Source organism: Lichenibacterium minor, assembly GCF_004137685.1.
Lineage (GTDB): Bacteria > Pseudomonadota > Alphaproteobacteria > Rhizobiales > Beijerinckiaceae > Lichenihabitans > Lichenihabitans minor.
Map to the genome: position 1 here is coordinate 1 of NZ_QYBB01000047.1, position 21,657 is coordinate 21,657.

Below are 21,657 nucleotides of genomic sequence, written 5' to 3' on the forward strand. Positions count from 1 at the left end.
GCGCATCGCCAAGCTCATGCAGGCCGTCCAGCCGCTGCCACCCCTCTGGGCAACATAGAAACTGATGGATGGTCAGGTTGGCCTGTTCGCGCTGATGGGGGAGGTGAACAACACGAGCGAGCCAGAACCAATCGCATGATCGGCGAGGCACGGGAGCATTTCGGCACGCACACCACGGCTCCTACAACTTCACAGTCATGACGACACAGCCCGTGAGCGTCATCACCGCGCACGTCGCGCGGGCGTGACGCACGCGGCGGTCTCAGTCGAGACGAGTCAGTTCGCCGAGAGTGCAACCCAGGCGAACGGTTCGATCGTTTCGCCAGGGAGTCATAGGACGCACCAACCAGAACGAAGCAGCCGCCGCCCTTGCCTTTGCGGCAGGAAGCGGGTCGGAATCGTCGGTGGTGTCGTCGGACGTTTCGACGCCAAGTTATACGATAAGATTGATCCGGATCGCTTCCGAAGCGGGGGATACGATACTGGACAGCGGTTCGAAGCGCGCAACGACGCCTTCGATGAATTCGCCGGCGTCGCCCCACTGCGAAGCAGCGCCTACGCCGAAGCATATGCCGCTCAGGTTCTGAATGAGGCCGTTCCTCGGTGATCGGGGTCGCTAGGCCCAACACATCGACAAGAGAATGTCATAGTCACAGATATTCCGTATAGCCCTTCCTGATGATCTTATCGAACAGGCGCCGCTTCATCTCTAGCTGTGGAATTTTTAATAATATGTCGTCTTCAAAACGAGCCATATCACCGAAACAACCCACCGCAACATCAAACATCAGGATAGATGTACCATCTTTTACATGCAACACGCTCCACGTCAGGCGGCCGCGCCCATTTGAGACACGGACGATATCAGCAACACTTACTTCCGTATCGTGAAATACGGATCGATAACTTATCACCGATCCATCGACATCGGCAGACCAGAAACATCGATGGCTGACCAGAAGCACCAGAAGGAGAAACAGGAAGCCCATCGGAATAACGACAGGGATCGACATTGCAATTGCGCTCTTGATAGACCAGATATCCCCGGCACTTTTATTGCCGATACTTTTCGCAGACTCTAGGGCGATGATTGTGGCGATCACGCCGGCGGTACTCGTGACGATCAGAGGAAGAAAGAGGGATTGCCGGACATGGATCGGCTTGCCCCTGTCTTTGTCTAAGACGATCACGATGTCGCTCCTCCGCGCCCGCCGGCCTCAGGACACGAGGATCCATACCACACTCCGCCGTTGACACGCCCCGTTCCCCTGCCCTAGGAACGCGCCACGGCCTCCCCGAGGCCCGCCAACGCCGACTGCGCCCCGAGCGCGGAGGCGAACGTCCGACAGCGCTTGTGCGCCCTCGGGCGCGCTCCGTATTGGCTTCACCGCGGCACGCCGCAGATCGGTCGGAGGCATCTTTGTTCGAAGGACTGACCGAGAAGCTGTCCGGCGTCTTCGACGGGCTCACCCGCCGGGGCTCGCTGACGGAAGCCGACGTGGCGGCCGCCATGCGCGAGGTGCGCCGCGCGCTCATCGAGGCCGACGTGGCGCTCGACGTGGTGCGGAGCTTCATCGACAAGGTGAAGGAGCGCGCCGTCGGCGCCGCCGTGGTCAAGTCGGTGTCGCCCGGCCAGATGGTGGTCAAGATCGTCTCGGACGTGATGATCGAGACGCTGGGCTCGGACGCCCAGCCGATCGACCTCGACGCCCCCGCGCCCGTGGCGATCATGATGGTCGGCCTGCAGGGCGCCGGCAAGACCACCACCACGGCCAAGATCGCCAAGCGGCTGGTCGACCGGCAGGGCCGCCGCGTGCTGATGGCGTCGCTCGACGTGAAGCGCCCCGCCGCCCAGGAGCAGCTCGCCGTGCTGGGCCGGCAGGTCGGCGTCGACACGCTGCCCATCGTCGCCGGCCAGACGCCGGTCGAGATCGCGCGCCGCGCCGAACAGGCGGCCCGGCTCGGCGGCTACGACGTCGTGATGTTCGACACGGCCGGCCGCACCCACATCGACGAGCCGCTGATGGCCGAGATGGAGGAAATCAAGGCCCACGCGAGGCCCCACGAGGTGCTGCTCGTCGCCGACAGCCTGACGGGCCAGGACGCCGTCAACCTGGCGAAGAGCTTCGACGAGCGCGTGGGCGTCACCGGCATCGTGCTGACCCGCATCGACGGCGACGGCCGCGGCGGCGCGGCCCTGTCGATGCGCGCCGTCACGGGCAAGCCGATCAAGCTGCTCGGCACCGGCGAGAAGATGGACGCGCTGGAGGACTTCCACCCGTCCCGCATCGCCGACCGCATCCTCGGCATGGGCGACATCGTGTCCCTCGTCGAGAAGGCGGCGGAATCGATCGACGCCGAGCAGGCCATGAAGATGGCCGAAAAGATGCGCAAGGGGCGCTTCGACCTCGAGGACCTGTCGATGCAGCTCGCCCAGGTGGAGAAGCTCGGCGGCATCGGCGGCATCATGGGGATGATGCCGGGCATCGGGAAGCTGAAGCAGCAGATGGCCGACGCCAACATCGACGAGCGCGTCATCCTGCGCCAGCGCGCCATCATCTCGTCGATGACCGTCAAGGAGCGGCGCAACCCCGACATCCTCAAGGCGTCGCGCAAGAAGCGCATCGCGGCCGGCTGCGGCATGAAGGTCGAGGACGTCAACAAGCTGCTGAAGCAGCATCGGCAGATGGCCGACATGATGAAGATGATGGGCGGCGCCAAGAAGGGCGGCCTCGGCAAGATGGCGCAGATGTTCGGCATGGGCGGCGGAATGGGCGGCGGCATGCCCGAGCCGAGCCCGGCCGAGCTCGAAGCCCTGGCGAAGCAGATGGGCGGCAAGGCCGGGGGCCCCGGCGGCATGCCTCAGATGCCGCCGGGCTTCGGCTCGTCGCTCGGCGCCAAGCTCCCCCCCGGCCTGCCCGGCCTCGGCGGCCCGCGCCTGCCGGGCCTGGGCGGCGGCTTCAACCCCTTCGGGGGCAAGAAGAAGTGACCGACAACGGCCCCACCTCCAAGATGTTCACGGTATTCAACGCGCTCCGCGAGCGCTTGAGCGCCGCCGACCTCACCTTCGCCCCGGCGGCCTACCGCGACGACGCCATGTCGCTCGTGGTCAACGAGCCGGGCGAATATTGGGAGATCGACGTGCTGGAAGACGGCACCGTCGACGTCGAGGTCTACGTGTCGCAGGGGTTGTCCGACGACCCCGCGGGCGACATCGACCGACTGATTCAACGCAACAGCGATGAAGAGCCTACCCCACCCCCCTCCGAAAGGAACTGAACCATGGCCCTGAAGATCCGCCTCGCCCGCTGGGGCGCCAAGAAGCGTCCGTTCTACCGCATCGTCGTCGCCGACGCCCGCGCCCCCCGCGACGGCCGCTTCGTCGAGAAGATCGGCACCTTCGATCCGCTGAAGCCCTCCGAGGACGCGAACCGCCTCACCATCGACGTCGAGAAGGCCAAGGACTGGATGACCAAGGGCGCCCAGCCCACCGACCGCGTGATGAAGCTCCTCGCCTCCGTCGGCGCCGTCGAGAAGCCCGTCTACAACAACCCCGAGAAGGCCAAGCCGAAGAAGAAGGCCCAGGAGCGCGCCGCCGCCGAAGCCGCCAAGGCCCCCGCCGAAGCGGCGTGATCCGGCGATGATCCTTCTCCCGCGTGCGGGGGAAGGTGGCCGCGCGAAGCGGGGTCGGGCGGGGGGACGGCGCCGGGCGTCGCGTTTCCCTTCGTCCGCCCTGTCGGACACCTTCTCCCGCACGCGGGAGAAGGTTAGAAGAACCTCCGCAGCGTTCGAGTCGGAGCTACAGCACCCCATGGCCGAGAAGGTCCTCATCACCGGCGGCGCCGGCTTCATCGGCCGCCACCTGTCGCGCGCCCTCCTCGAGAAGGGCGACGAGGTCCGGGTGCTGGATTCCTTCATCGACCAGGTCCACGGCGACCGCTCGGCCGTGGCGGAACTCGGCCCCCACGTCGAGGTCCACGAGGGCGACGTGCGCGACGGCGACGCGGTCGCCCGCGCGCTCGACGGCGTCGACAAGGTGGTCCACCTCGCCGCGGAGGTCGGCGTCGGCCAGAGCATGTACGCGATCGACCGCTACGTGTCGGTCAACGACCTCGGCACCGCCACCCTGTTCCAGAAGCTCATCGACCGCCCGGTGCGCCGCGTCGTCGTGGCCTCCTCCATGAGCATCTACGGCGAGGGCCTGTACCGCGACGCCGACGGGGCGCTGCACGAGCAGGTGCTGCGCGGCCCCCGCAACCCGGACGGCTCCTGGGACCCGCTCGACGCGGAAGGGCGCCCGATGGAGCCCGTGCCGACCCCGGAATCGAAGCGCCCGACGCTGGCCTCCGTCTACGCCATCACGAAATACACGCAGGAGCGGCTGACGCTCACCCTCGCGCCCGCCTACGGCATGGAAGGCGTGGCGCTGCGGCTGTGGAACGCCTACGGCCCCGGCCAGGCGCTGTCGAACCCCTACACGGGCGTGCTGGCGATCTTCGCGTCGCGGCTCCACAACGGCGTGCCGCCCGTCATCTTCGAGGACGGGCAGCAGCGCCGCGACTTCGTCCACGTGTCCGACGTGGCGCGCGCCTTCATCCTGGCGCTCGACCACCCGAACGCGGCGGGCGGCGTCTTCAACGTCGGCTCGGGCGAGGACCGCACCGTCGAGGACGTGGCGACGCTGCTGGCCGACTCCATGGGCCGCCCGGACCTCAAGCCCGAGATCGCCGGGAAAGCGCGGGCCGGCGACATCCGCCACTGCATCCCGGACATCGACCACATCTGCGAGCAGCTCGGCTACGAGCCGCTGGCCGACTTCCGCGACGGGCTGGCCGAGCTCGCCGACTGGGTGGCCCGGCAGCAGGCCGTGGACCGCGTCGCCGAAGCGCGCCGCGAGCTCGAAGCCCGGGGCCTGGTGGCCTGATGGGCGGGGAGGCTCCGTCCAGCGTCCTCGTCACCGGCGGCGCCGGCTTCATCGGCTCGAACCTGTCGGACCGGCTGCTCGGCCTCGGGCACCGCGTCACCGTCTACGACGCGCTGTCGCGCCCCGGCGTGGCCCGCAACCTCGACTGGCTGAAGGCGCGCCACGGCGACCGCGTGACCGCGGTGGTGGCGGACGTGCGCGACGGCGAAGCCCTGGCGCGGGCGGCGTCGGAGGCCGACGCCGTGTTCCACCTCGCCGCGCAGGTGGCGGTGACGACCTCCATGGTCGAGCCGCTCGACGACTTCGAGATCAACGTGCGGGCCACCGTGACCCTGCTCGACGCGCTGCGCCGCCGCGGCGGCGCGGTGCCGCTCGTCTTCGCGTCGACCAACAAGGTCTACGGCGACCTCGGCGACGTGGAGCTCAAGCTCACCAACGACAGCTACGTGCCGGTGGACGAGGCCCTGCGGGCGGCGGGCGTCGGCGAAGGGCGGCCGCTCGACTTCCACACGCCCTACGGCTGCTCCAAGGGCGCCGCCGACCAGTACGTGCTCGACTTCGCGCGGAGCTTCGGCGTGCCGACCGCGGTGCTGCGCATGAGCTGCATCTACGGGCCGCGCCAGATGGGCACGGAGGACCAGGGCTGGGTGGCGCATTTCGCCATCTCGGCGCTGAAGGGCGACGGCATCAGCCTTTTCGGCGACGGCTGCCAGGTGCGCGACATCCTCGACGTCGACGACGCGGTCGACGCCTACCTGGGCTGCTGGCGCAACATCGACCGCGTGGCGGGCCGGGCCTTCAACCTCGGCGGCGGCCCCGCCAACGCGGTCAGCCTGCGCCAACTGCTGCGCCACCTCGAGGACCTCACGGGCCGCCCCGTCCGGGCCGCCATGCACGACTGGCGGCCCGGCGACCAGCGCTACTACGTGTCCGACGCGCGGGCCGTCGCGGCGGCGCTCGACATCGGGCCCTGGCGCCCGTGGCGCGCCGGCGTGGCGCGGCTGGTGGACTGGCTGGCCGGGGAACACGGCGTCGCGCTCCCCGAGGCAGACAGCGCCCCGGCGGCGGGCTAGGATCCCGGGATGACGTCAGCTCACGCCCGGCCGCGCTCTCCGGCCCCCTCCGCCATCCGGTCCGCCGCGTGTCCTCCCCCTTCGGGGAAGGGCGGTGGAGGGGACCGAGGCCCGGTGCCGCGCCAGGGAGCCCGCCCGTGAGGATCGCCCTCGTCAACCCGGCCTGGGACTTTTCTCAGTCCATCTACTTCGGCTGCCGCCACCCGCACCTGCCGCTGGAGCTCGGCTATTGCCGCTCGATGCTGGAGCGCGCCGGCCATGAGGTGCTGATGCTCGACGGCCACCTCATGGCGCAGTCGACCGAGGTCCTGGCCGACGCGGTCGCGGGTTTCGCGCCCGCCCTGACGGTGGTCACCACCGCGCCGTCCTACCTGTTCTGGCGCTGCGCCCCGCCCGAACTCCGGAGCCCGCGCGCCTTCCTGGCGGCGCTGGGGTCGCGGGGCGGCCGCACCGTCGCCATCGGCCCGCACGGCTCGGCGACGCCCGAAACCGCCCTGCGCAAGCTCGGCTGCGACGTCGTGGTGCGGGGCGAGGCCGAGGAGGTCGTGGCCGCCCTGGCCGAGGCCTTCGCGGGCGCCGCCAGCCCCGACCTCGCCCGCGTCCCCTCGATCGCGTTCCACGACGGCGCCGCCGTCCGCGTCACCGGCGCGCCCGCGGCCTGCCGCTTCACCGACGCGGCGCCGCTGCGCTGGGACCAGGCGTGGATCGACCGGCACGACCATCACCACCACCGCTACGGCAGCGAAGGCTTCGGCCCCGGCGCCGAGGTGGAAGCGTCGCGCGGCTGCCCCTACCACTGCTCGTTCTGCGCCAAGATCGACTTCCGCGACAAATACCGGAAGCGCGACCTCGAACCGGTGCTGGCCGAGATCGACGGCCTGGTGGCCCAGGGCGTCGGCTACGTCTATTTCATCGACGAGATCTTCCTCCCGCAGAAGCCGCTGCTAGAAGCCTTGGTGTCGCGACGGATCCAGTTCGGCGTGCAGACCCGCATCGACCTGTGGAAGCCCGACATGCTCGACCTGCTGGGCCAGGCGGGCTGCGTGTCCATCGAGGCCGGCGTCGAAAGCCTGACCGTCGAAGGCCGCGCCGCGCTCGACAAGAGCTGCCGGATGACCACCGAGGACCTGGCCGAGCGCCTCGTCCACGCGCGGCGCACCGTGCCCTTCGTGCAGGCGAACCTGCTCGAAGTGGCGGGCGACGACCCGGCGCTGGTGGCGGAATGGCGCGACGGCCTGCGGGCGCGCGGTGTCTGGGCCAACGACCCCGTGCCGCTCTACCCGTATCCGTCGTCGCCCGACTACCGCCGGCTGTTCGGCCTGCCCGACGGCGACGCCTGGGAGCGCGCCCACGCCCATTACCTCGCCCAGTTCGACCGCATGAGCGAGATCCAGGACCAGCAGCCCCTGCCCCTGCGCGACCTCGAAGCGGCCTGCTGCCGGTGAGCGGGCGCGCCAGGGCGGGCGAAAGCCCGCCCGCCCCCCGGAAGGTCCTGATGACGGCCGACGCGGTCGGCGGCGTCTGGACCTACGCGCTCGACCTCGGGGCGGCCCTGGCGCGTCACGGCGACCTCGTCACCCTGGCGGTGCTCGGCCCCGCCCCCTCCGACGCGCAGCGCGCCGACGCCGCGGCCCGCGGCCTCGCCCTGAGCGACCTCGGCCATCCGCCCGATTGGCTCGCCGCCGACGCCGCGGCGGTGCGGGCCGGCGGCCGGGCGTTGGCGAAGCTCGCCGGGCGCGTCGGCGCCGACATCCTCCACCTGAACCACCCGGCCCTCGCCGCCGCGGCGCCCTTCCCCGTCCCGACCCTGGCGTTCGCCCATTCCTGCGTGGCGACGTGGTGGGACGCCGTGCGGGGCGGCGCCCTGCCCGACGACTTCCGCTGGCGGGCCGCCCTGCACGAGGCCGGGCTCGCGGCCGCCGACGCCGTCGCGGCCCCGAGCGCCGCCTTCGCCGAGGCGACGCGGCGCGTCTACGGCTTCGGCGCCGCGCCGCTCGCCGTGCCCAACGGCCGCGACGTCCCCCCCGCTTCGGCCGACGCGCCGCCGGCCCCCTCCGTGCTGACGGCGGGCCGGCTGTGGGACGAGGGCAAGAACTTGGCGGTGCTGGACCGCGCCGCGGCGCGCCTGCCCGTGGCGGTCGAGGCCGCGGGTCCGCTCGTCGGGCCCAACGGCGCCCGCATCGCGCTCCACCACACGGTGGCGCTGGGCACGCTCGGCGCCGCGGCGATGCGGGCCAAGCTCGCCACGCGGCCGATCTTCGTGTCGAGCGCGCTCTACGAGCCGTTCGGGCTGTCGGTGCTGGAAGCCGCGCAGGCGGGCTGCGCGCTGGTGCTGTCCGACATCCCGACCTTCCGTGAATCGTGGGGCGACGCCGCGCTGTTCGTGCCCCCGCACGACGACCGGGCGCTGGCGGCGGCGGTGCTGCGCCTGCTCGGCGACCGCGCCGACCGGGCCGAGCGCGCGACCCTGTCGGGCGGGCGCGCGGCGCGCTACACGGTCGGCGCCATGGCGGACGCGACGCTCAAGGCCCATGCGGCCGCGGTGGCGGGCTTCGGCGCCCGATGATCCCACCCACCCCCTCCCTCGTCCCGAGCCGGGGTGAACACAGCCGCGCTTCCCTTCCGACGAGTCCAGGACCGCACCCGGCCCGATGAAGATCAGCTATTTCACCCACTCGCTTCTGTCCTGCTGGAACCACGGCAACGCGCATTTCCTGCGCGGCGTGCTGAGCGAGCTGATCCGCCGCGGCCACGACGTGTCGACCTACGAGCCCGAAGGCGCGTGGAGCCTCGACAACCTGCTCGCCGACGCCGGCGAAGCGGGCCTCGACGCCTTCCGGCAGAACTATCCGGACCTCCACTCGCATTCCTTCGCGGCCGGCTTCGACCCGGCCGAAGCCTGCGCGGACGCCGACCTCGTCGTGGTCCACGAATGGAACGAGCCGGCGCTCGTGGCGGCCCTCGGCCGGGCCCGCAAGCGCGGCGCCCGCTTCACGCTGCTGTTCCACGACACGCATCACCGCGCCGTGTCGGACCCGGACGCCATCCGGGCCTTCGACCTCGACGGCTACGACGGCGTGCTGGCCTTCGGCGAAACGCTGGCCGCCGTGTACCGCCGCTGGGGCTGGGGGGATCGCGTCTTCGTGTGGCACGAGGCCGCCGACACCCGCGTGTTCCGCCCGCCCGCCGTCGAGGACGCGCGCGACGGCCTCGTGTGGATCGGCAACTGGGGCGACGGCGAGCGCTCGGCCGAGCTCGAACACTTCCTGTTCGGCCCGGCGCGGCGCCTCGGCCTCCCGCTCGACATCTACGGCGTGCGCTACCCCGACGAGGCCCGCGACACGCTGCGCCGCTACGACGCGCATTACCGCGGCTGGCTGCCCAACGCGTCCGCGCCGGGGGTGTTCGCCCGGCACCTCGCGACCGTCCACGTCCCCCGGCGCTTCTATGTCGAGCTCCTGCCCGGCATCCCGACCATCCGGGTGTTCGAAGCGCTGGCCTGCGGCATCCCGCTCGTGTCCGCCCCGTGGGACGACAGCGAAGGGCTGTTCACCGTCGGCGACGACTTCCTCATGGCGCGCTCCGGCGCCGAGATGGAGGCCATGCTCGCCGCCCTGCGCGACGACGCCGACCTGCGCTCCGGCCTGGCCGCCCGCGGCCTAGCGACCGTTCGCGCCCGCCACACCTGCGCCCACCGCGTCGACGAACTCCTGGGCATCCTGACGAGCCTCCAGGCCTCCCCCGCTTTCCCGGTCCCCGCATGAGAATCGCGTTCTACGGCTCCTCGCTCCTGTCGTCCTACTGGAACGGCGCCGCCACCTATTACCGCGGCATGCTGCGCGACCTGCACGCGCGGGGCTACCGCACGACCTTCTACGAGCCCGACGCCTTCGACCGGCAGCTCCATCGCGACATCGACCCGCCCGACTGGGCCGAGGTGGTGGTCTACCCCGCCACCGAGGAAGGGCTGGCCCGCGTGCTCGCCGCCGCCGCGGACGCCGACGTGGTGGTCAAGGCGAGCGGCGTCGGCGTGTTCGACGACGCGCTGGTCGAGGGCGTGATGGCGCGCGCCCGGCCCGACGCCATCCGGATCTTCTGGGACGTCGACGCCCCCGCCACGCTCGCGGCCCTGCGCGCGGGCTCCGAGGAGCCGCTGCGCCGCACCCTGCCCGGCCTCGACGCCGTGTTCACCTACGGCGGCGGCCCGCCCGTGGTGGACGCCTACGAGGGTTTCGGGGCGCGCCGCTGCGTGCCGATCTACAACGCGCTCGACCCCGCCACGCACCATCCTGTGCCGCCCGAGGCGCGCTTCGGCGCCGACCTGTCGTTCCTCGCCAACCGGCTGCCGGACCGCGAAGCGCGCGTCGAACGCTTCTTCCTCGACGCCGCGGCGCGGCTGCCGGGGCGCGCCTTCCTGCTCGGCGGCAACGGCTGGGACGGCAAGCCCATGCCGGACAACGTGCGCCGCATCGGCCACGTCGGCACGCGTGACCACAACGCCTTCAATACGTCGCCGCTGGCGGTGCTGAACGTGGCGCGGGATTCGATGGCCGAGGTCGGCTATTCGCCCGCCACCCGCGTCTTCGAGGCGGCGGGCGCCGGCGCCTGCCTGATCACCGACGCCTGGGTGGGGCTGGAGCTGTTCCTCGACGCGGGCACGGAAGTGCTGGTGGCGCACGACGGCGCCGAAGTGGCGGCCCATGTCGCCGCGCTGACGCCGGAGCGCGCCCGCGCCATCGGCGACGCCGCCCGCGCCCGCATCCTGCGCGACCACACCTACGCGCGCCGCGGCGCCGAGGTGGACGCCATCCTGAAGGCGCGGCGCGCCGAGCGGAACGCCGCCGCCCTCGGGACGGCGCGATGAGGCTCGTCGTCCTGGGCCTGTCGCTGTCGTCGTCCTGGGGCAACGGACACGCCACGACCTACCGTTCGCTGCTGCGCGCCTTCGCGGCCCGGGGCCACGACGTGCTGTTTCTCGAGCGCGACGTGCCCTGGTACCGCGGCGCCCACCGCGACCTCGCCGAGCCGGACTTCTGCCGCCTCGCCTTCTACGACGACCTCGGCGGCCTCGACGCCTTCCGCTCCGAGGTCGAGGGCGCCGACGCCGTGATCGTCGGGTCCTACGTGCCGGACGGCCGCTCCGTGGGGGCCTGGGTGCAGGAGCGCGCGCGCGGCGTCACCGCCTTCTACGACATCGACACGCCCGTGACGGTGGCGGCGCTGGAGCGCCGCGCCTGCGACTACCTGACGCCGGAGCTGGTCCCCGGCTACGACCTGTACCTGTCCTTCACGGGCGGGCCGATGCTGGAGCGGCTCGCGCGGGAGTTCGGTTCGCCGGGCCCCCGCGCGCTCCACTGCTGCGTCGACCCGGACCGCTACCGCCCCTGGGACGGCGAGGCCCGCTTCGACCTCAGCTATCTCGGCACCTATTCGGACGACCGCCAGCCCGCCCTCGAGCGCCTGCTGCTGGGGCCGGCCAGGCGCGCACCGCACCTGCGCTTCTGCGTGGCGGGGCCGCAATATCCCGACACGATCGTCTGGCCCGCCAACGTGACGCGCTTCGAGCATGTCGGGCCGGCCGACCATGCCGAGTTCTACGGGGTCAGCCGCTTCACCCTCAACGTCACCCGCGCCGACATGGTCCGGGCGGGCTGGAGCCCCAGCGTCCGGCTGTTCGAGGCCGCGGCCTGCGGCACGCCCATCATCTCCGACCCTTGGGACGGCCTCGACGCCATCTTCGCCGAGGGCCGCGACATCCTGGTCGCGCGCGACGGCGACGCCGTGCTCGACGCGCTGACGACCCTGTCCGAGCCGGAACGCAGGGCGCTCGGCGTCGCGGGTCGGGCGCGCGTCCTCGCGGCGCACACGGCGGCGCACCGCGCGGCGGAGCTCGAAGGGTACATCGAGGGCCTCGCAGAAGGCTGAGCCCCTCCGCCGTGATCCCGGAGCGAGAGCCCGGAATGCCGGACGGGAGGGCGCGCGATCGCCCTCGTCCCGCCACGCGGGCCAGTTCGGCCCCGAGGGCGACGGCGCTTCAGCCCTCCGGCAGCCCGCGCGCCTTCAAGGCCGCCGCGATCTCGTCGAGCACCGCCGGATCCTCGACGGTGGCGGGAACCGTCCAGGCGCCGCCGTCGGCGATCGTCTTCATCGTGCCGCGCAGGATCTTGCCAGAGCGCGTCTTGGGCAGCCGCCCGACCGCCACCGCCAGCTTGAAGGCCGCCACCGGGCCGATGCGGTCGCGCACCAGCGCCACGGCTTCGCGCTCGACTTCGGCGGCGCCCCGCGCCGCGCCCGCCTTCAGCACCAGGAAGCCGAGCGGCGCCTCGCCCTTCACGGCGTCGGTCGCGCCGATGACGGCGCATTCCGCGACGTCGGGATGGGTCGCCAGCACCTCCTCGATGCCGCCGGTCGACAGGCGGTGGCCGGCCACGTTGATGATGTCGTCGGTGCGGCCCATCACCCAAACGTAGCCGTCGGCGTCCACCATCCCGGCGTCGCCCGTCTCGTAATGGCCCGGGAAGGTCGACAGGTAGGAGGCGCGCATGCGCTCGTCCTGGCCCCACAGCGTCACCAGGGTGCCGGGCGGCAGCGGCAGTTCCGCCACCAGCGACCCCATGGTGCCGGGCGGCACCTCCGCACCGGCCTCGTCGAGCGCCTTCAGGGCGAAGCCCGGCATCGGCACGGTGGGCGAACCGCGCTTCACCGGCAGCCGGCCCAGGCCGACCGGGTTGCCGGCGATGCACCAGCCGGTCTCGATCTGCCACCAATGGTCCACCACCGGCAGCCCGAACTGCGTTTGCGCCCATTCGACCGTGGTGGGATCGGCCCGCTCGCCGGCGAGGAACAGGGTGCGCAGCTTCGACAGGTCGTGGCCGCTCCGCAGCGCGCCGTCGGGGTCCTCCTTGCGGATGGCGCGCAGGGCGGTCGGCGCGGTGAAGAAGGCCGTCACGGCGTGGTCGGCGCAGACGCGCCAGAAGGCGCCCGCGTCGGGCGTGCCCACCGGCTTGCCCTCGTAGAGCACCGTGGTGGCGCCGTGGATCAGCGGCCCGTAGACGATGTAGCTGTGCCCCACCACCCAGCCGATGTCGGACGCGGTCCAGAAGCAGTCCCCGGGCCGGACGCCGTACAGGTTCGGCATCGACCACGCGAGCGCCACGGCGTAGCCGCCCGTGTCGCGCACGACGCCCTTCGGCAGGCCCGTGGTGCCGGACGTGTAGAGGATGTAGAGCGGATCGGTCGCCTTCATCTCGGCGCAGGGCGCGCGCTCGCCGCCGACCGCCGCGACCGCCTCGGCCCAATCGCGGTCGCGGCCCTCGACGAGGGTCGCGGGCAACTGCGGGCGCTGCCACACGAGGCAGCGCCCGGGGCGGTGGGCCGCGAGGCGCAGGGCCTCGTCGAGCAGGGGCTTGTAGGCGACGATGCGGTTGGCCTCCATCCCGCAGGAGGCGGTGAGCACGAGCACGGGCCGCGCGTCGTCGATGCGCTTGGCGAGTTCCGCCGCCGCGAAGCCGCCGAACACCACGGAATGCACGGCGCCGAGCCGCGCGCAGGCCAGCATGGCGAAGACCGCCTGCGGGATCATCGGCATGGTGATGACCACCCGGTCGCCGCGGCCCACGCCCTCGCGCGCGAGGGCGGCGGCCAGCGCCGCCACGGCGTCGCGCACCTCGGCGTAGGTGTGGCGCGCGACCGTGCCGGTGACGGGGCTGTCGTGGACCAGCGCCACCTGGGTCCCCCGGCCGCCGTCGGCGTGGCGGTCGAGCGCGTTGTGGCAGATGTTGAGGGTCGCGTCCGGAAACCAGCGGCCGGCGGGGCCGGCCCCGGCGTCGAAGATGCGCTCCGGCGGGCGGATCCAGTCGACCGCCGCGGCGGCGTCGCGCCAGAAGCCTTCGGGATCGCGCCGCCAAGCGGCGTAGACCTGCGCGTAGCGGCTGTCCATGGCGCATTCCCCCGTCGCGGGCCGTCCGGCGCGGCCTCGCCGGGGAGCTTGGGCGAGCGCCCCGGCTTTGGCAATCGGCGCCGCCCCGGCGGCCGAACGGGCCTTCAGCCTTTCGGCGCGTCGCCCTTCGCGGGGCCGCCGAAGAACCGCTCGTAATCGAAGCTGGCCTCGTCGGGCACGCGCCCGCTCAGCACCGCGGTGCGCAGGGCGGCGATGCGGGCCTCCTGTTCTTCCAGCAGCTTCGCCCGCGCTTCCGCTTCTCCTCCGGCCGGGGCCGGCACGTCGTCGTCGTCCGTCATGGTTCGTCCTCGATCCCCTCCGGCGCGGGCCGGGGCTTCCGGAGCAACCAACGCGCGGGCGGCACATTGAGCCGCCATGGAAGACACCTTCAAGGCCATCACGCTCTGGCTCGCGAGCGGCACCGAAGCGGCGGCGGCGCTGATCATCGGGCTGGCGTCGATCGAGGGCACGATCCGGGCGCTGGTCCTGTTCGTGCCCGGCACGGGAAGGCCGGGCGACAGCGCGGACCGGCGCAAGGAGGACGTGCGGCTGAAGCTCGGGCGGTGGCTCGCCGTGGCGCTGGAGTTCGAGCTCGCCGCCGACATCCTGCGCACCGCGGTGTCCCCCACCTGGACCGAGATCGGCCAGCTCGCCGCCATCGCGGTGCTGCGCACGGCGCTGAACTACTTCCTCCAGGGCGAGATCGACAAGGCCGAGGCGCGCCGCGCCGCGCCGGCGCCCCTGCCCGCGCCGTGAGGCCGGGCGCGTGCCGGATCTCGCCGGGCTGATCGGCGGCGCCGCCGCCCTGATCGAGTTCGGCGGCAGCCTCGTCATCGCTTCGGCCTGCCTGCGCGGGCTCGCCGCCCTGGCGGCGGGCCGGGGCACCCACGCCGCCATCGTCCGCGCACGCCTGGCCGTGGCCGACGGCGTCGTGTCGGCGCTGGGCTACAAGACCGCCGCGACGCTGCTGAAGACGATGGAGCTGCGGACCTGGACCGCCATCGGCCTGTTCGCCGCCATCCTGACCCTTCGCACGCTGATCAAGCGCGTGCTCGCCCGGGAGCAGGCGCGGCTGCGCGAAACCTGACGATCACGCCGGCGGCGCGCCCCCGCCCTCCATCGGCTTCACCGGCATGCCCGGCCCGATCTTCTGCACGTTGCCGACGACGACGCGCTCGTCCGGCTTGAGGTCGCCCGTCACCGCGACGAGGTCGCCCTGCGACGGCCCGAGCGTCACGCTCCGCTGCTCGACGCGGTCTCCCGCGCCCACCACGAAGACGTATTTGCCGAGCTGGCTCGACCCCACGGCCACCTGCGGCACCAAGAGCGCATCGGGCTGTTCGCGCAGGTGGACGCTCACGCGCACGTATTGCCCCGGCAGCAGGCTGAGGTCCGCGTTGGCGATGGTGGCCCGCGCCGTCACGGTGCCGGTGGCGCGCGACACGCTGTTGTCGATGAAGCTGAGTTCGCCCCGATGGGGCGGCACGTCCTGGCCCGGCACCGTCACGTCGACCTCGACCGTGCCGGCGCGGCGCGCCTTCTGCAGCGCCACGAGGTCGGTCTCGCCGGGGTCGAAGGTGACGTAGACGGGGTCGATCTGCACGAGGGTGTTCAGCACCGTCTGGCCCGCGCCCGCCAGCGTGCCGATCGCGGCCTGGTTGCGGCCGAGCCGCCCGGGGAAGGGCGCGCGGATGTCCGTGTAGTCGAGGTTGAGCTGGGCCGCACGCTGGGCCGCGCGGTCGGCGGTCAGCGCCGCCTCGGCCTGGTGCAGCCCGCTCGTGCGCTGGTCGAGGTTGTCCTTGGCGATGAAGCCGCTCTTCGACAGCGCGTCGCCGCGGTCGAAGCTGGCCTTCTGGTAGTCGAACGAGGCCCCGTCGCGCTCGATGGCGGCGTTGGACTGGTCGAGCGCGACCTGGAAGTCGCGCCGGTCGAGCCGGTACAGCAGGTCGCCCGCCTTCACGTCGGCGCCGTCGGGCACCCGCTGCTCGACCACGTAGGCCGACACCTTGGCCTGCAGGGCGATGCCGCGGATGGCCTCGGTGCGGGCCGCATAGTCGAGCACGATGGGGATCGACCGCTTGACGACGCGCGCCACCGGCACCGGCATCACGAAGGCGGCGGGGGCCGCGGCCGCGGCGGGGGGCGCCGCCGCGGGATGCAGCAGCGGCAGCCGGTCGAGGATCGTGGGATCGGCCCGGTACGCCAGGGCGGCGGCGCCGACCAGCACCAGCGTGCCGAGCGGGATGGAACGGAAACGCATGGGTGGCTCCCTCACTCTGCGGCTTCGGCGCGGCGATGCGGCGCCAGCGGGACCGGCGCCGCGTCCGGCGCACCGTGGCCGCCCTGCCCGCCCCCCCGGCCCTCGCGGGCCCGCTCGATGACGGCGTAGAACACGGGCACGAACACCAGCGTCAGCACGGTGGCGGCCAGCATGCCGCCGAACACCGTGGTGCCGATCGACTGGCGCGACGCCGCGCCGGCCCCGGTGGCGACCACCAGCGGCAGCACGCCGAGGATGAACGCGAAGGCGGTCATCAGGATGGGCCGCAGCCGCAGCCGCCCCGCCTCCATGGCGGCCTCGACGATGCCGGCCCCCTCGTCGCGCAGCCGGCGCGCGAACTCGACGATCAGGATGGCGTTCTTGGCCGCCAGCCCGATCAGCATCACGAAGCCGATCTGCGAATACACGTCGATCTGCAGCCCGCGGACGTAGAGGGCCAGCAGGGCGCCGAACAGCGCGAGCGGCACCGCCAGCAGCACCATGAACGGCATGGTCCAGCTCTCGTACTGGGCCGCCAGGATCAGGAACACGAACACCAGCGCCAGGCCGAAGATGAGGCTCGCCGCCGACCCGGCCTTCAGCTCCTGGAAGGTGATGCCCGTCCATTCGGTGGCGAAGTCGCGCGGCAGGGCGGCATCGGCGGCGCGCTGCACGGCCGCCACGGCCTGGCCGGAGCTGAAGCCCGGCGCCGCCGCGCCGTTGATCTTGGCGGCGGCGTAATTGTCGTAGTGCGGCACGGTTTCGGGGCCGACGGTGGGCTTCAGGGAGCCGAGGGTGGACAGCGGCACCATGCCGCCGGTGCCGTTGCGCACGTAGAGCCGCGACAGCGCGGACGCGTCGCCGCGCGCCGCCTGGTCGGCCTGGATCGTCACCCGGAAGGTGCGGCCGAACAGGTTGAAGTCGTTCACGTAGAGCGAGCCGAGGTAGACCTGCAGCGTGTTGAACACTTCGGGCAGGCTGAGGCCCAGCAGCTTCGCCTTGTTCCTGTCGAGGTCGTAGGTGAAGGCCGGCGTGCCCGTGGAGAAGGACGTGAAGAGCTGCCGGGCGTCGAGCTCGGGCTGCTTGCGGGCTTCCGCGATCACGGCCTGCGTGGCCTCGTTCAGCGCCGCCGAACCGCGGCCCGTCAGGTCCTCCACCTCGAACTCGAAGCCGCCGGTGGCGCCGAGGCCGGGGATGGACGGCGGGTCGAAGCTGAGCGCGAAGGCGCCGGTGAGGCCCATCAGCTTCGGGCGAACGGCCGCCACGATCTTCGACGCTTCCTGCGAGGCCGGCCGCTCGTCCCAGGGCTTGAGGATGGCGAATTCCACGGCGGAATTCGACTGCGCCGCGCTGGTCAGGAAGTTCAGCCCCGAGATGGAGCCGACGATCTCGACGCCGGGCTCGGCCTGGAGCACGTCGCGCACCTGCTTGGCGACCGCGTCGGTGCGCTCCAGCGAGGCGCCGTCCGGCCCCTGGATCACCACGAAGAAGTATCCCTGGTCCTCGACGGGGAGGAAGGTCGAGGGGATGCGCTCCCACAGGCCGTAGGTGCCGAACAGCATGACGGCGAAGGCCGCCAGCAGCCCCCAGCGCAGCCGGATGAACACCCGCACCATCCGGGCATAGCCGTGCGACAGCGCGTCGAAGGCGGCGTTGAACCAGCGGAACAGCACGAAGGGCTGGCCATGGCGGTGGCGCAGGAAGACCGCGGACAGCGCCGGGCTGAGGGTGAGGGAGTTGAAGGCCGAGATGCCGACCGAGATCGCCACCGTGAGGGCGAACTGGTTGTAGAGCCGGCCCGCGACGCCCGGGATGAAGGCCACGGGCACGAAGACCGCCATCAGCACCGCCGTGGTGGCGACGATGGGCCCCGTCACCTCGCGCATGGCGCGGCGCGTGGCTTCCATGGGCGGGTGGCCCATCTCCAGCTGGCGCTCGACGTTCTCCACCACCACGATGGCGTCGTCGACCACGAGGCCGATGGCCAGCACCATGCCGAGCAGGCTCAGCATGTTGAGCGAGAAGCCGCACACCTCCATCACGGCCAGCGTGGCGACCAGCGACACCGGGATGGCGATGGTCGGGATGATCGTGGTGCGCCAGCTCTGCAGGAACACGTAGACGACCAGGACCACGAGGATCAGCGCTTCCGCCAGCGTGATCACGACGTCGTGCATCGAGGCCGACACGAACTTCGTCGTGTCGTAGTGCATGGCGTAGTCGATGCCCTTGGGGAAGCGCGCCTTCAAGGCTTCCATCTGGTCGTGCACGGCGGCCTGCAGCGCCAGCGCGTTCGAGCCCGGCTGCTGGTAGACGGCGAGGACGACCGTCGGGTCCTTGCCGAAATAGGCCGTCGAGGCATATTGCAGGGCGCCGAGTTCGATGCGGGCCACGTCGCGCAGGCGCACGACGGCGCCCTCGGCGGGGTCGGCCCGCACGACGATGTCGCCGAACTGCTCGGGGGTGGACAGGCGGCCGACCGCGCTGACCTGCATCTCGAAGGCGGTGCCGGCCGGCGCCGGCGACTGGCCGATCTTGCCGGCCGCGACCTGGACGTTCTGTTCCGCGATGGCGGCCTGCACGTCCGTGGCCGTGATGCCGAGCTTGGCGAGCCGGTCCGGGTCGAGCCACACCCGCATGGAATAGCGCCGCTCGCCGAAGATGCTGACGTCGCCGACGCCGGGCAGGCGCTTCAACGGGTCGACGATCTGCAGGTAGGCGTAGTTCGACAGCGCCACGGGATCGACCGAGCCGTCCGGCGACGTCAGGTTGACGATGAGGACGAAGTTCGGGTTCTGCTTCTTGATCGTCACCCCGGCCTGGTTGACGATGGCGGGCAGCGACGACGAGGCCTGGGACACGCGGTTCTGCACGTCCACCGCCGCGATGGCGAGCGGGTAGCCGACGTCGAACGTCACCGTGATGGTGGACGAGCCGTCGTTCGAGCTCGACGACGACATGTAGGTCATGCCCTGCACGCCGTTGATCTGCTGTTCGAGCGGCGTGGTGACCGTGTCGGCGACCACCTGCGCGCTGGCGCCGGGATAGACGGCGCTCACCACGACCTGCGGCGGCGTGATGTCGGGGAACTGCGCGACGGGCAGCAGCACGTAGGAGATCGCCCCCGCCATCACCAGCACGAGGGCGACCGCGGACGCGAAGATGGGCCGCCGGGTGAAGAACTCTACCACGCGGGGCATCCCCCGGCGGCGGGGCGGCCCGGGCCGCGGGCCGCCAGCGCGGCGGTGGGCCGCGACGCCGGGCCGCGACGGCTGTCGAGCCGCCGGGCCGTGCAGCGCAGCAGCGTTTCGAACTGGCGGGGGTCGACGCGGTCGGCCCGGAGGGCGGCGCCGATCACCGGGTCCGCCAGGGCTTCGTCGAGGGTAAGGTCGCGGTCGCAGCTCATGGTGCCTCCCTACCGGGCGTGGCCCGGTGCCGGGCTTCCCCGGCGCGACGGCCGTGGAACCGTCGCCCGCCGGACGGGTCGCCGTTGACCCGGGATGGCGGTTCTGTTACCGATCGGTAACAGGATTGGACGTTACCGACCGGTAACAACAGCGTCAAGGCCCATGAGCGAAGATTCGGCGGCGGTTCTCGACAGGTCGGCGACGGGGGGTGAGGCTTGCGCCGGGGGGGCGAGGTCGAAGCCCCGCGACCGCATCGTCGCCGCCGCGCGGGACATGTTCCACGCGCAGGGTTTCCGCGGCGTCGGCGTGGAAGCCATCGCGGAAGCGGCCGGCACCAACAAGATGACGCTGTACCGGCACTTCGGCTCGAAGGACGAGCTGATCGTCGAATGCCTGCGCTCGGTCTTCGCCGAGGGCGAGGCGCTGTGGGCGGCGCTGGAAGAGCGGCACCATGCCGACCCGCGGGCGCATCTCGTCGCCTGGGTGCGCGAGAAGGCCGAGTACGTGCTCACCGACTGCCGCGGCTGCACCCTGGCCAACGCGGCCGTCGAGATCACCGAAGCCGACCACCCGGCCCGGCGCTACATCGAGGAGCGCAAGGCCGCCTACCGGGTGCGGCTCACCGCGCTCTGCGCCGCGGCCGGCGCCGCGCAGGCCGAGTTGCTGGCGGACGCGCTGAGCCTGCTGCTGGAAGGCGCGCGCGTGAGCCGCCAAAGCGGCGGCATGGACGACCCCCACACGAAGTTCATGCGGACCGCTGAAGCCATGATCGGGGCCTTCGCGGGACGCTGACGGCACCGTCGGCCGGAGCGCTCACCGCCGCGGAGCGGGACCGGCCTTCCACCCCGCCCGCAGCGCCAGGAACAGCACGAGCCCGATCGGCCCCGCCAGGAAGGTGAGCGCGAGGCACGGCAGCAGAGCCCAGTGCGGCATGCCGCGCCGCCCGGCCTCCTCGGCTTCCCAGGCGCCCGTCCACAGGTCGAAGGCGAGGTAGTGCACCCAGCCGACCAGCATGACGTGCGGGTCCGAGAAGGCGCGCGCCAGCCCCGGCAGGGTCGACAGGTCCGGCAGGGTGCCGCCGCCCTTGGCCAGCGCCGCCGCGACCAGGGCGGCGTAGCCGACCGCGAGCACGACCGCGACGACCCGCGCCGCCGCGACCAGCCGCGCGCGGGCGAGCGGCGCCAGGCACAGCGCCAGCCACCCGAGCAGCGGCACCGCGTTGGCGAGGCCGAAAAGCCCCTCGTCCGTCATCGCATGCTCCTCCTCGGGTCGTGTGGGACCGGCGATCGGGCGCCGGCGCCCCTGCGGCGCGACGGAAAGCCGTCTCCATCGTCGTCGCGTTGCAGGAGCACTCCCGCTAGCATCGATCCGGCCGCCGGCACAGGCGGGCGAAGGGGAAGCGACATGGGATCGGAAGCGGAACGCGGCGCCCGCGCGGCTGAGCGGACCTGCGTGGGTCGGCCCCCGCGCGTCCGCTTCCCCTCGGGGGGAGAAACGGCGGGACGGCGTGGGCGGGTTCGGGCGATCCTGCCGGGGGCCGTCGCGGCCCTCCTGGCCTGCAGCGCCGCCCCGGCGGGCGCGGCGGGCGAGTCCCTGCCCGTCGACCCCGCCGTGCTGGCGGAGGCCCAGGCGGTGAAGGCCCTGCCCTGCGCGGGCGGCACCGCGGTGGCGGGCTTCGCGCCCGACGAGGCCGCACCGGCGGCCTGGCGCATCGGCGCGGCCACGATCTCGGTCCGGCGCCGGCAGGGCGATCGCCTGGCCCTCGTGCTCGCCCCACCCGCCGCCGGCGCCGCGGACTGCGCCGTGCGCGACGTGCTGGTGCTGCCGCGGGGCGGGTCGCTGCTCGCCTGCGCGCTGCAGGACGACAGCGTGAAGGGCCTGGGCGTCCACGCGCTGCTGCCCAGCGGCCGGCGCGACCTGCTGTTCTGGCGCGTCGACGGCGCGGGCGGGCTGCGGCGCCAGGGCGGCGCCCCGGACGACGACGACTTCGAATCCGACACGGGCGAACTCATCTGCGCCCTGCCCGACCCCATACCGTGATGTGCTGGCCGGCG

The 21,657-nt window shown here is 72.3% G+C and carries 21 protein-coding genes; 14 read left to right on the forward strand and 7 right to left on the reverse strand.

Translation table 11 applies throughout. The annotated features are described in order from the left end of the window. Positions 1-650 precede the first annotated feature (650 nt). Entirely contained in the window at positions 651-1,190 is a 540-nt protein-coding gene (locus tag D3273_RS23215) for a hypothetical protein (protein WP_129229280.1), read from the reverse strand. Between the two features lie 230 nt (positions 1,191-1,420). Here D3273_RS23215 and ffh point away from each other — a divergent pair, with 230 nt between their 5' ends. The 10 genes from ffh to D3273_RS23265 all read left to right on the forward strand — a co-directional run bounded on the left by ffh (position 1,421) and on the right by D3273_RS23265 (position 11,922). Continuing rightward, entirely contained in the window at positions 1,421-2,989 is a 1,569-nt protein-coding gene (ffh, locus tag D3273_RS23220) for a signal recognition particle protein (protein WP_129229281.1), read from the forward strand. Then, complete coding sequence (locus D3273_RS23225; protein WP_129229282.1) at positions 2,986-3,279, forward strand: hypothetical protein; 294 nt, start codon at positions 2,986-2,988, stop codon at positions 3,277-3,279. The genes ffh and D3273_RS23225 overlap by 4 nt, the downstream gene beginning before the upstream one ends. A gap of 3 nt (positions 3,280-3,282) precedes the next feature. After that, positions 3,283-3,633: a 30S ribosomal protein S16 gene (gene rpsP / locus D3273_RS23230; RefSeq protein ID WP_129229283.1), complete on the forward strand. Its 351-nt coding sequence runs from the start codon at positions 3,283-3,285 to the stop codon at positions 3,631-3,633. A gap of 178 nt (positions 3,634-3,811) precedes the next feature. Continuing rightward, on the forward strand, positions 3,812-4,924 hold the full coding sequence (locus D3273_RS23235; protein ID WP_129229284.1) for an NAD-dependent epimerase/dehydratase family protein: 1,113 nt from the start codon (positions 3,812-3,814) through the stop codon (positions 4,922-4,924). Next, a complete protein-coding gene (locus D3273_RS23240; protein ID WP_129229285.1) occupies positions 4,924-5,997 on the forward strand; it encodes an NAD-dependent epimerase/dehydratase family protein in 1,074 nt (357 codons plus the stop codon). The genes D3273_RS23235 and D3273_RS23240 overlap by 1 nt, the downstream gene beginning before the upstream one ends. Before the next feature lie 137 nt (positions 5,998-6,134). After that, positions 6,135-7,442, forward strand: a complete 1,308-nt coding sequence (locus D3273_RS23245; RefSeq protein ID WP_129229286.1) for a TIGR04295 family B12-binding domain-containing radical SAM protein — start codon at positions 6,135-6,137, stop codon at positions 7,440-7,442. A 50-nt stretch (positions 7,443-7,492) separates the two neighbouring features. Next, positions 7,493-8,563: a glycosyltransferase gene (locus D3273_RS23250; protein ID WP_129229287.1), complete on the forward strand. Its 1,071-nt coding sequence runs from the start codon at positions 7,493-7,495 to the stop codon at positions 8,561-8,563. Between the two features lie 85 nt (positions 8,564-8,648). Beyond that, positions 8,649-9,761 carry a CgeB family protein gene (locus tag D3273_RS23255; RefSeq protein ID WP_129229288.1) on the forward strand — a complete coding sequence of 371 codons (1,113 nt, stop codon included), beginning with the start codon at positions 8,649-8,651 and terminating at the stop codon, positions 9,759-9,761. Beyond that, positions 9,758-10,861, forward strand: coding sequence for a CgeB family protein (locus D3273_RS23260; RefSeq protein WP_129229289.1), 1,104 nt, complete (start codon positions 9,758-9,760; stop codon positions 10,859-10,861). The genes D3273_RS23255 and D3273_RS23260 overlap by 4 nt, the downstream gene beginning before the upstream one ends. Beyond that, positions 10,858-11,922: a CgeB family protein gene (locus D3273_RS23265; protein ID WP_129229290.1), complete on the forward strand. Its 1,065-nt coding sequence runs from the start codon at positions 10,858-10,860 to the stop codon at positions 11,920-11,922. The genes D3273_RS23260 and D3273_RS23265 overlap by 4 nt, the downstream gene beginning before the upstream one ends. A gap of 109 nt (positions 11,923-12,031) precedes the next feature. Here the strand turns inward: D3273_RS23265 and D3273_RS23270 are convergent, their stop codons facing one another. Together D3273_RS23270 and D3273_RS23275 are read right to left on the reverse strand one after the other, a co-directional pair. Then, positions 12,032-13,936 (reverse strand): AMP-binding protein, encoded by a 1,905-nt coding sequence (locus tag D3273_RS23270; protein WP_129229291.1) that lies wholly within the window; start codon positions 13,934-13,936, stop codon positions 12,032-12,034. A gap of 104 nt (positions 13,937-14,040) precedes the next feature. Continuing rightward, complete coding sequence (locus tag D3273_RS23275) at positions 14,041-14,235, reverse strand: type II toxin-antitoxin system ParD family antitoxin (RefSeq protein ID WP_129229292.1); 195 nt, start codon at positions 14,233-14,235, stop codon at positions 14,041-14,043. 76 nt (positions 14,236-14,311) lie between these two features. Between D3273_RS23275 and D3273_RS23280 the strand changes: the two genes are divergently transcribed. Further along, the gene (locus tag D3273_RS23280) at positions 14,312-14,692 is read left to right on the forward strand and encodes a DUF1622 domain-containing protein (RefSeq protein ID WP_129229293.1); all 381 of its coding nucleotides are present in this window, start codon (positions 14,312-14,314) and stop codon (positions 14,690-14,692) included. A gap of 10 nt (positions 14,693-14,702) precedes the next feature. After that, positions 14,703-15,023, forward strand: coding sequence for a DUF1622 domain-containing protein (locus D3273_RS23285; RefSeq protein WP_129229294.1), 321 nt, complete (start codon positions 14,703-14,705; stop codon positions 15,021-15,023). Positions 15,024-15,026: 3 nt separating this feature from the next. Here the strand turns inward: D3273_RS23285 and D3273_RS23290 are convergent, their stop codons facing one another. Genes D3273_RS23290 through D3273_RS23300 form a run of 3 tightly spaced genes read right to left on the reverse strand, consistent with a single transcriptional unit; the run spans position 15,027 to position 19,602 of the window. Then, positions 15,027-16,196: an efflux RND transporter periplasmic adaptor subunit gene (locus D3273_RS23290; RefSeq protein ID WP_129229295.1), complete on the reverse strand. Its 1,170-nt coding sequence runs from the start codon at positions 16,194-16,196 to the stop codon at positions 15,027-15,029. Positions 16,197-16,207: 11 nt separating this feature from the next. Further along, positions 16,208-19,396 (reverse strand): efflux RND transporter permease subunit, encoded by a 3,189-nt coding sequence (locus tag D3273_RS23295; RefSeq protein WP_207210880.1) that lies wholly within the window; start codon positions 19,394-19,396, stop codon positions 16,208-16,210. Further along, positions 19,381-19,602, reverse strand: coding sequence for a hypothetical protein (locus D3273_RS23300; protein WP_129229297.1), 222 nt, complete (start codon positions 19,600-19,602; stop codon positions 19,381-19,383). The genes D3273_RS23295 and D3273_RS23300 overlap by 16 nt, the downstream gene beginning before the upstream one ends. A gap of 163 nt (positions 19,603-19,765) precedes the next feature. Here D3273_RS23300 and D3273_RS23305 point away from each other — a divergent pair, with 163 nt between their 5' ends. Beyond that, positions 19,766-20,395, forward strand: coding sequence for a TetR/AcrR family transcriptional regulator (locus D3273_RS23305; RefSeq protein ID WP_129229298.1), 630 nt, complete (start codon positions 19,766-19,768; stop codon positions 20,393-20,395). A gap of 21 nt (positions 20,396-20,416) precedes the next feature. Here the strand turns inward: D3273_RS23305 and D3273_RS23310 are convergent, their stop codons facing one another. Next, the gene (locus D3273_RS23310; RefSeq protein ID WP_129229299.1) at positions 20,417-20,854 is read right to left on the reverse strand and encodes an ABA4-like family protein; all 438 of its coding nucleotides are present in this window, start codon (positions 20,852-20,854) and stop codon (positions 20,417-20,419) included. Between the two features lie 201 nt (positions 20,855-21,055). On the opposite strand from D3273_RS23310, the gene D3273_RS23315 reads away from it, so the two are divergent. After that, on the forward strand, positions 21,056-21,643 hold the full coding sequence (locus D3273_RS23315) for a hypothetical protein (protein ID WP_129229300.1): 588 nt from the start codon (positions 21,056-21,058) through the stop codon (positions 21,641-21,643). Positions 21,644-21,657: the final 14 nt, after the last annotated feature.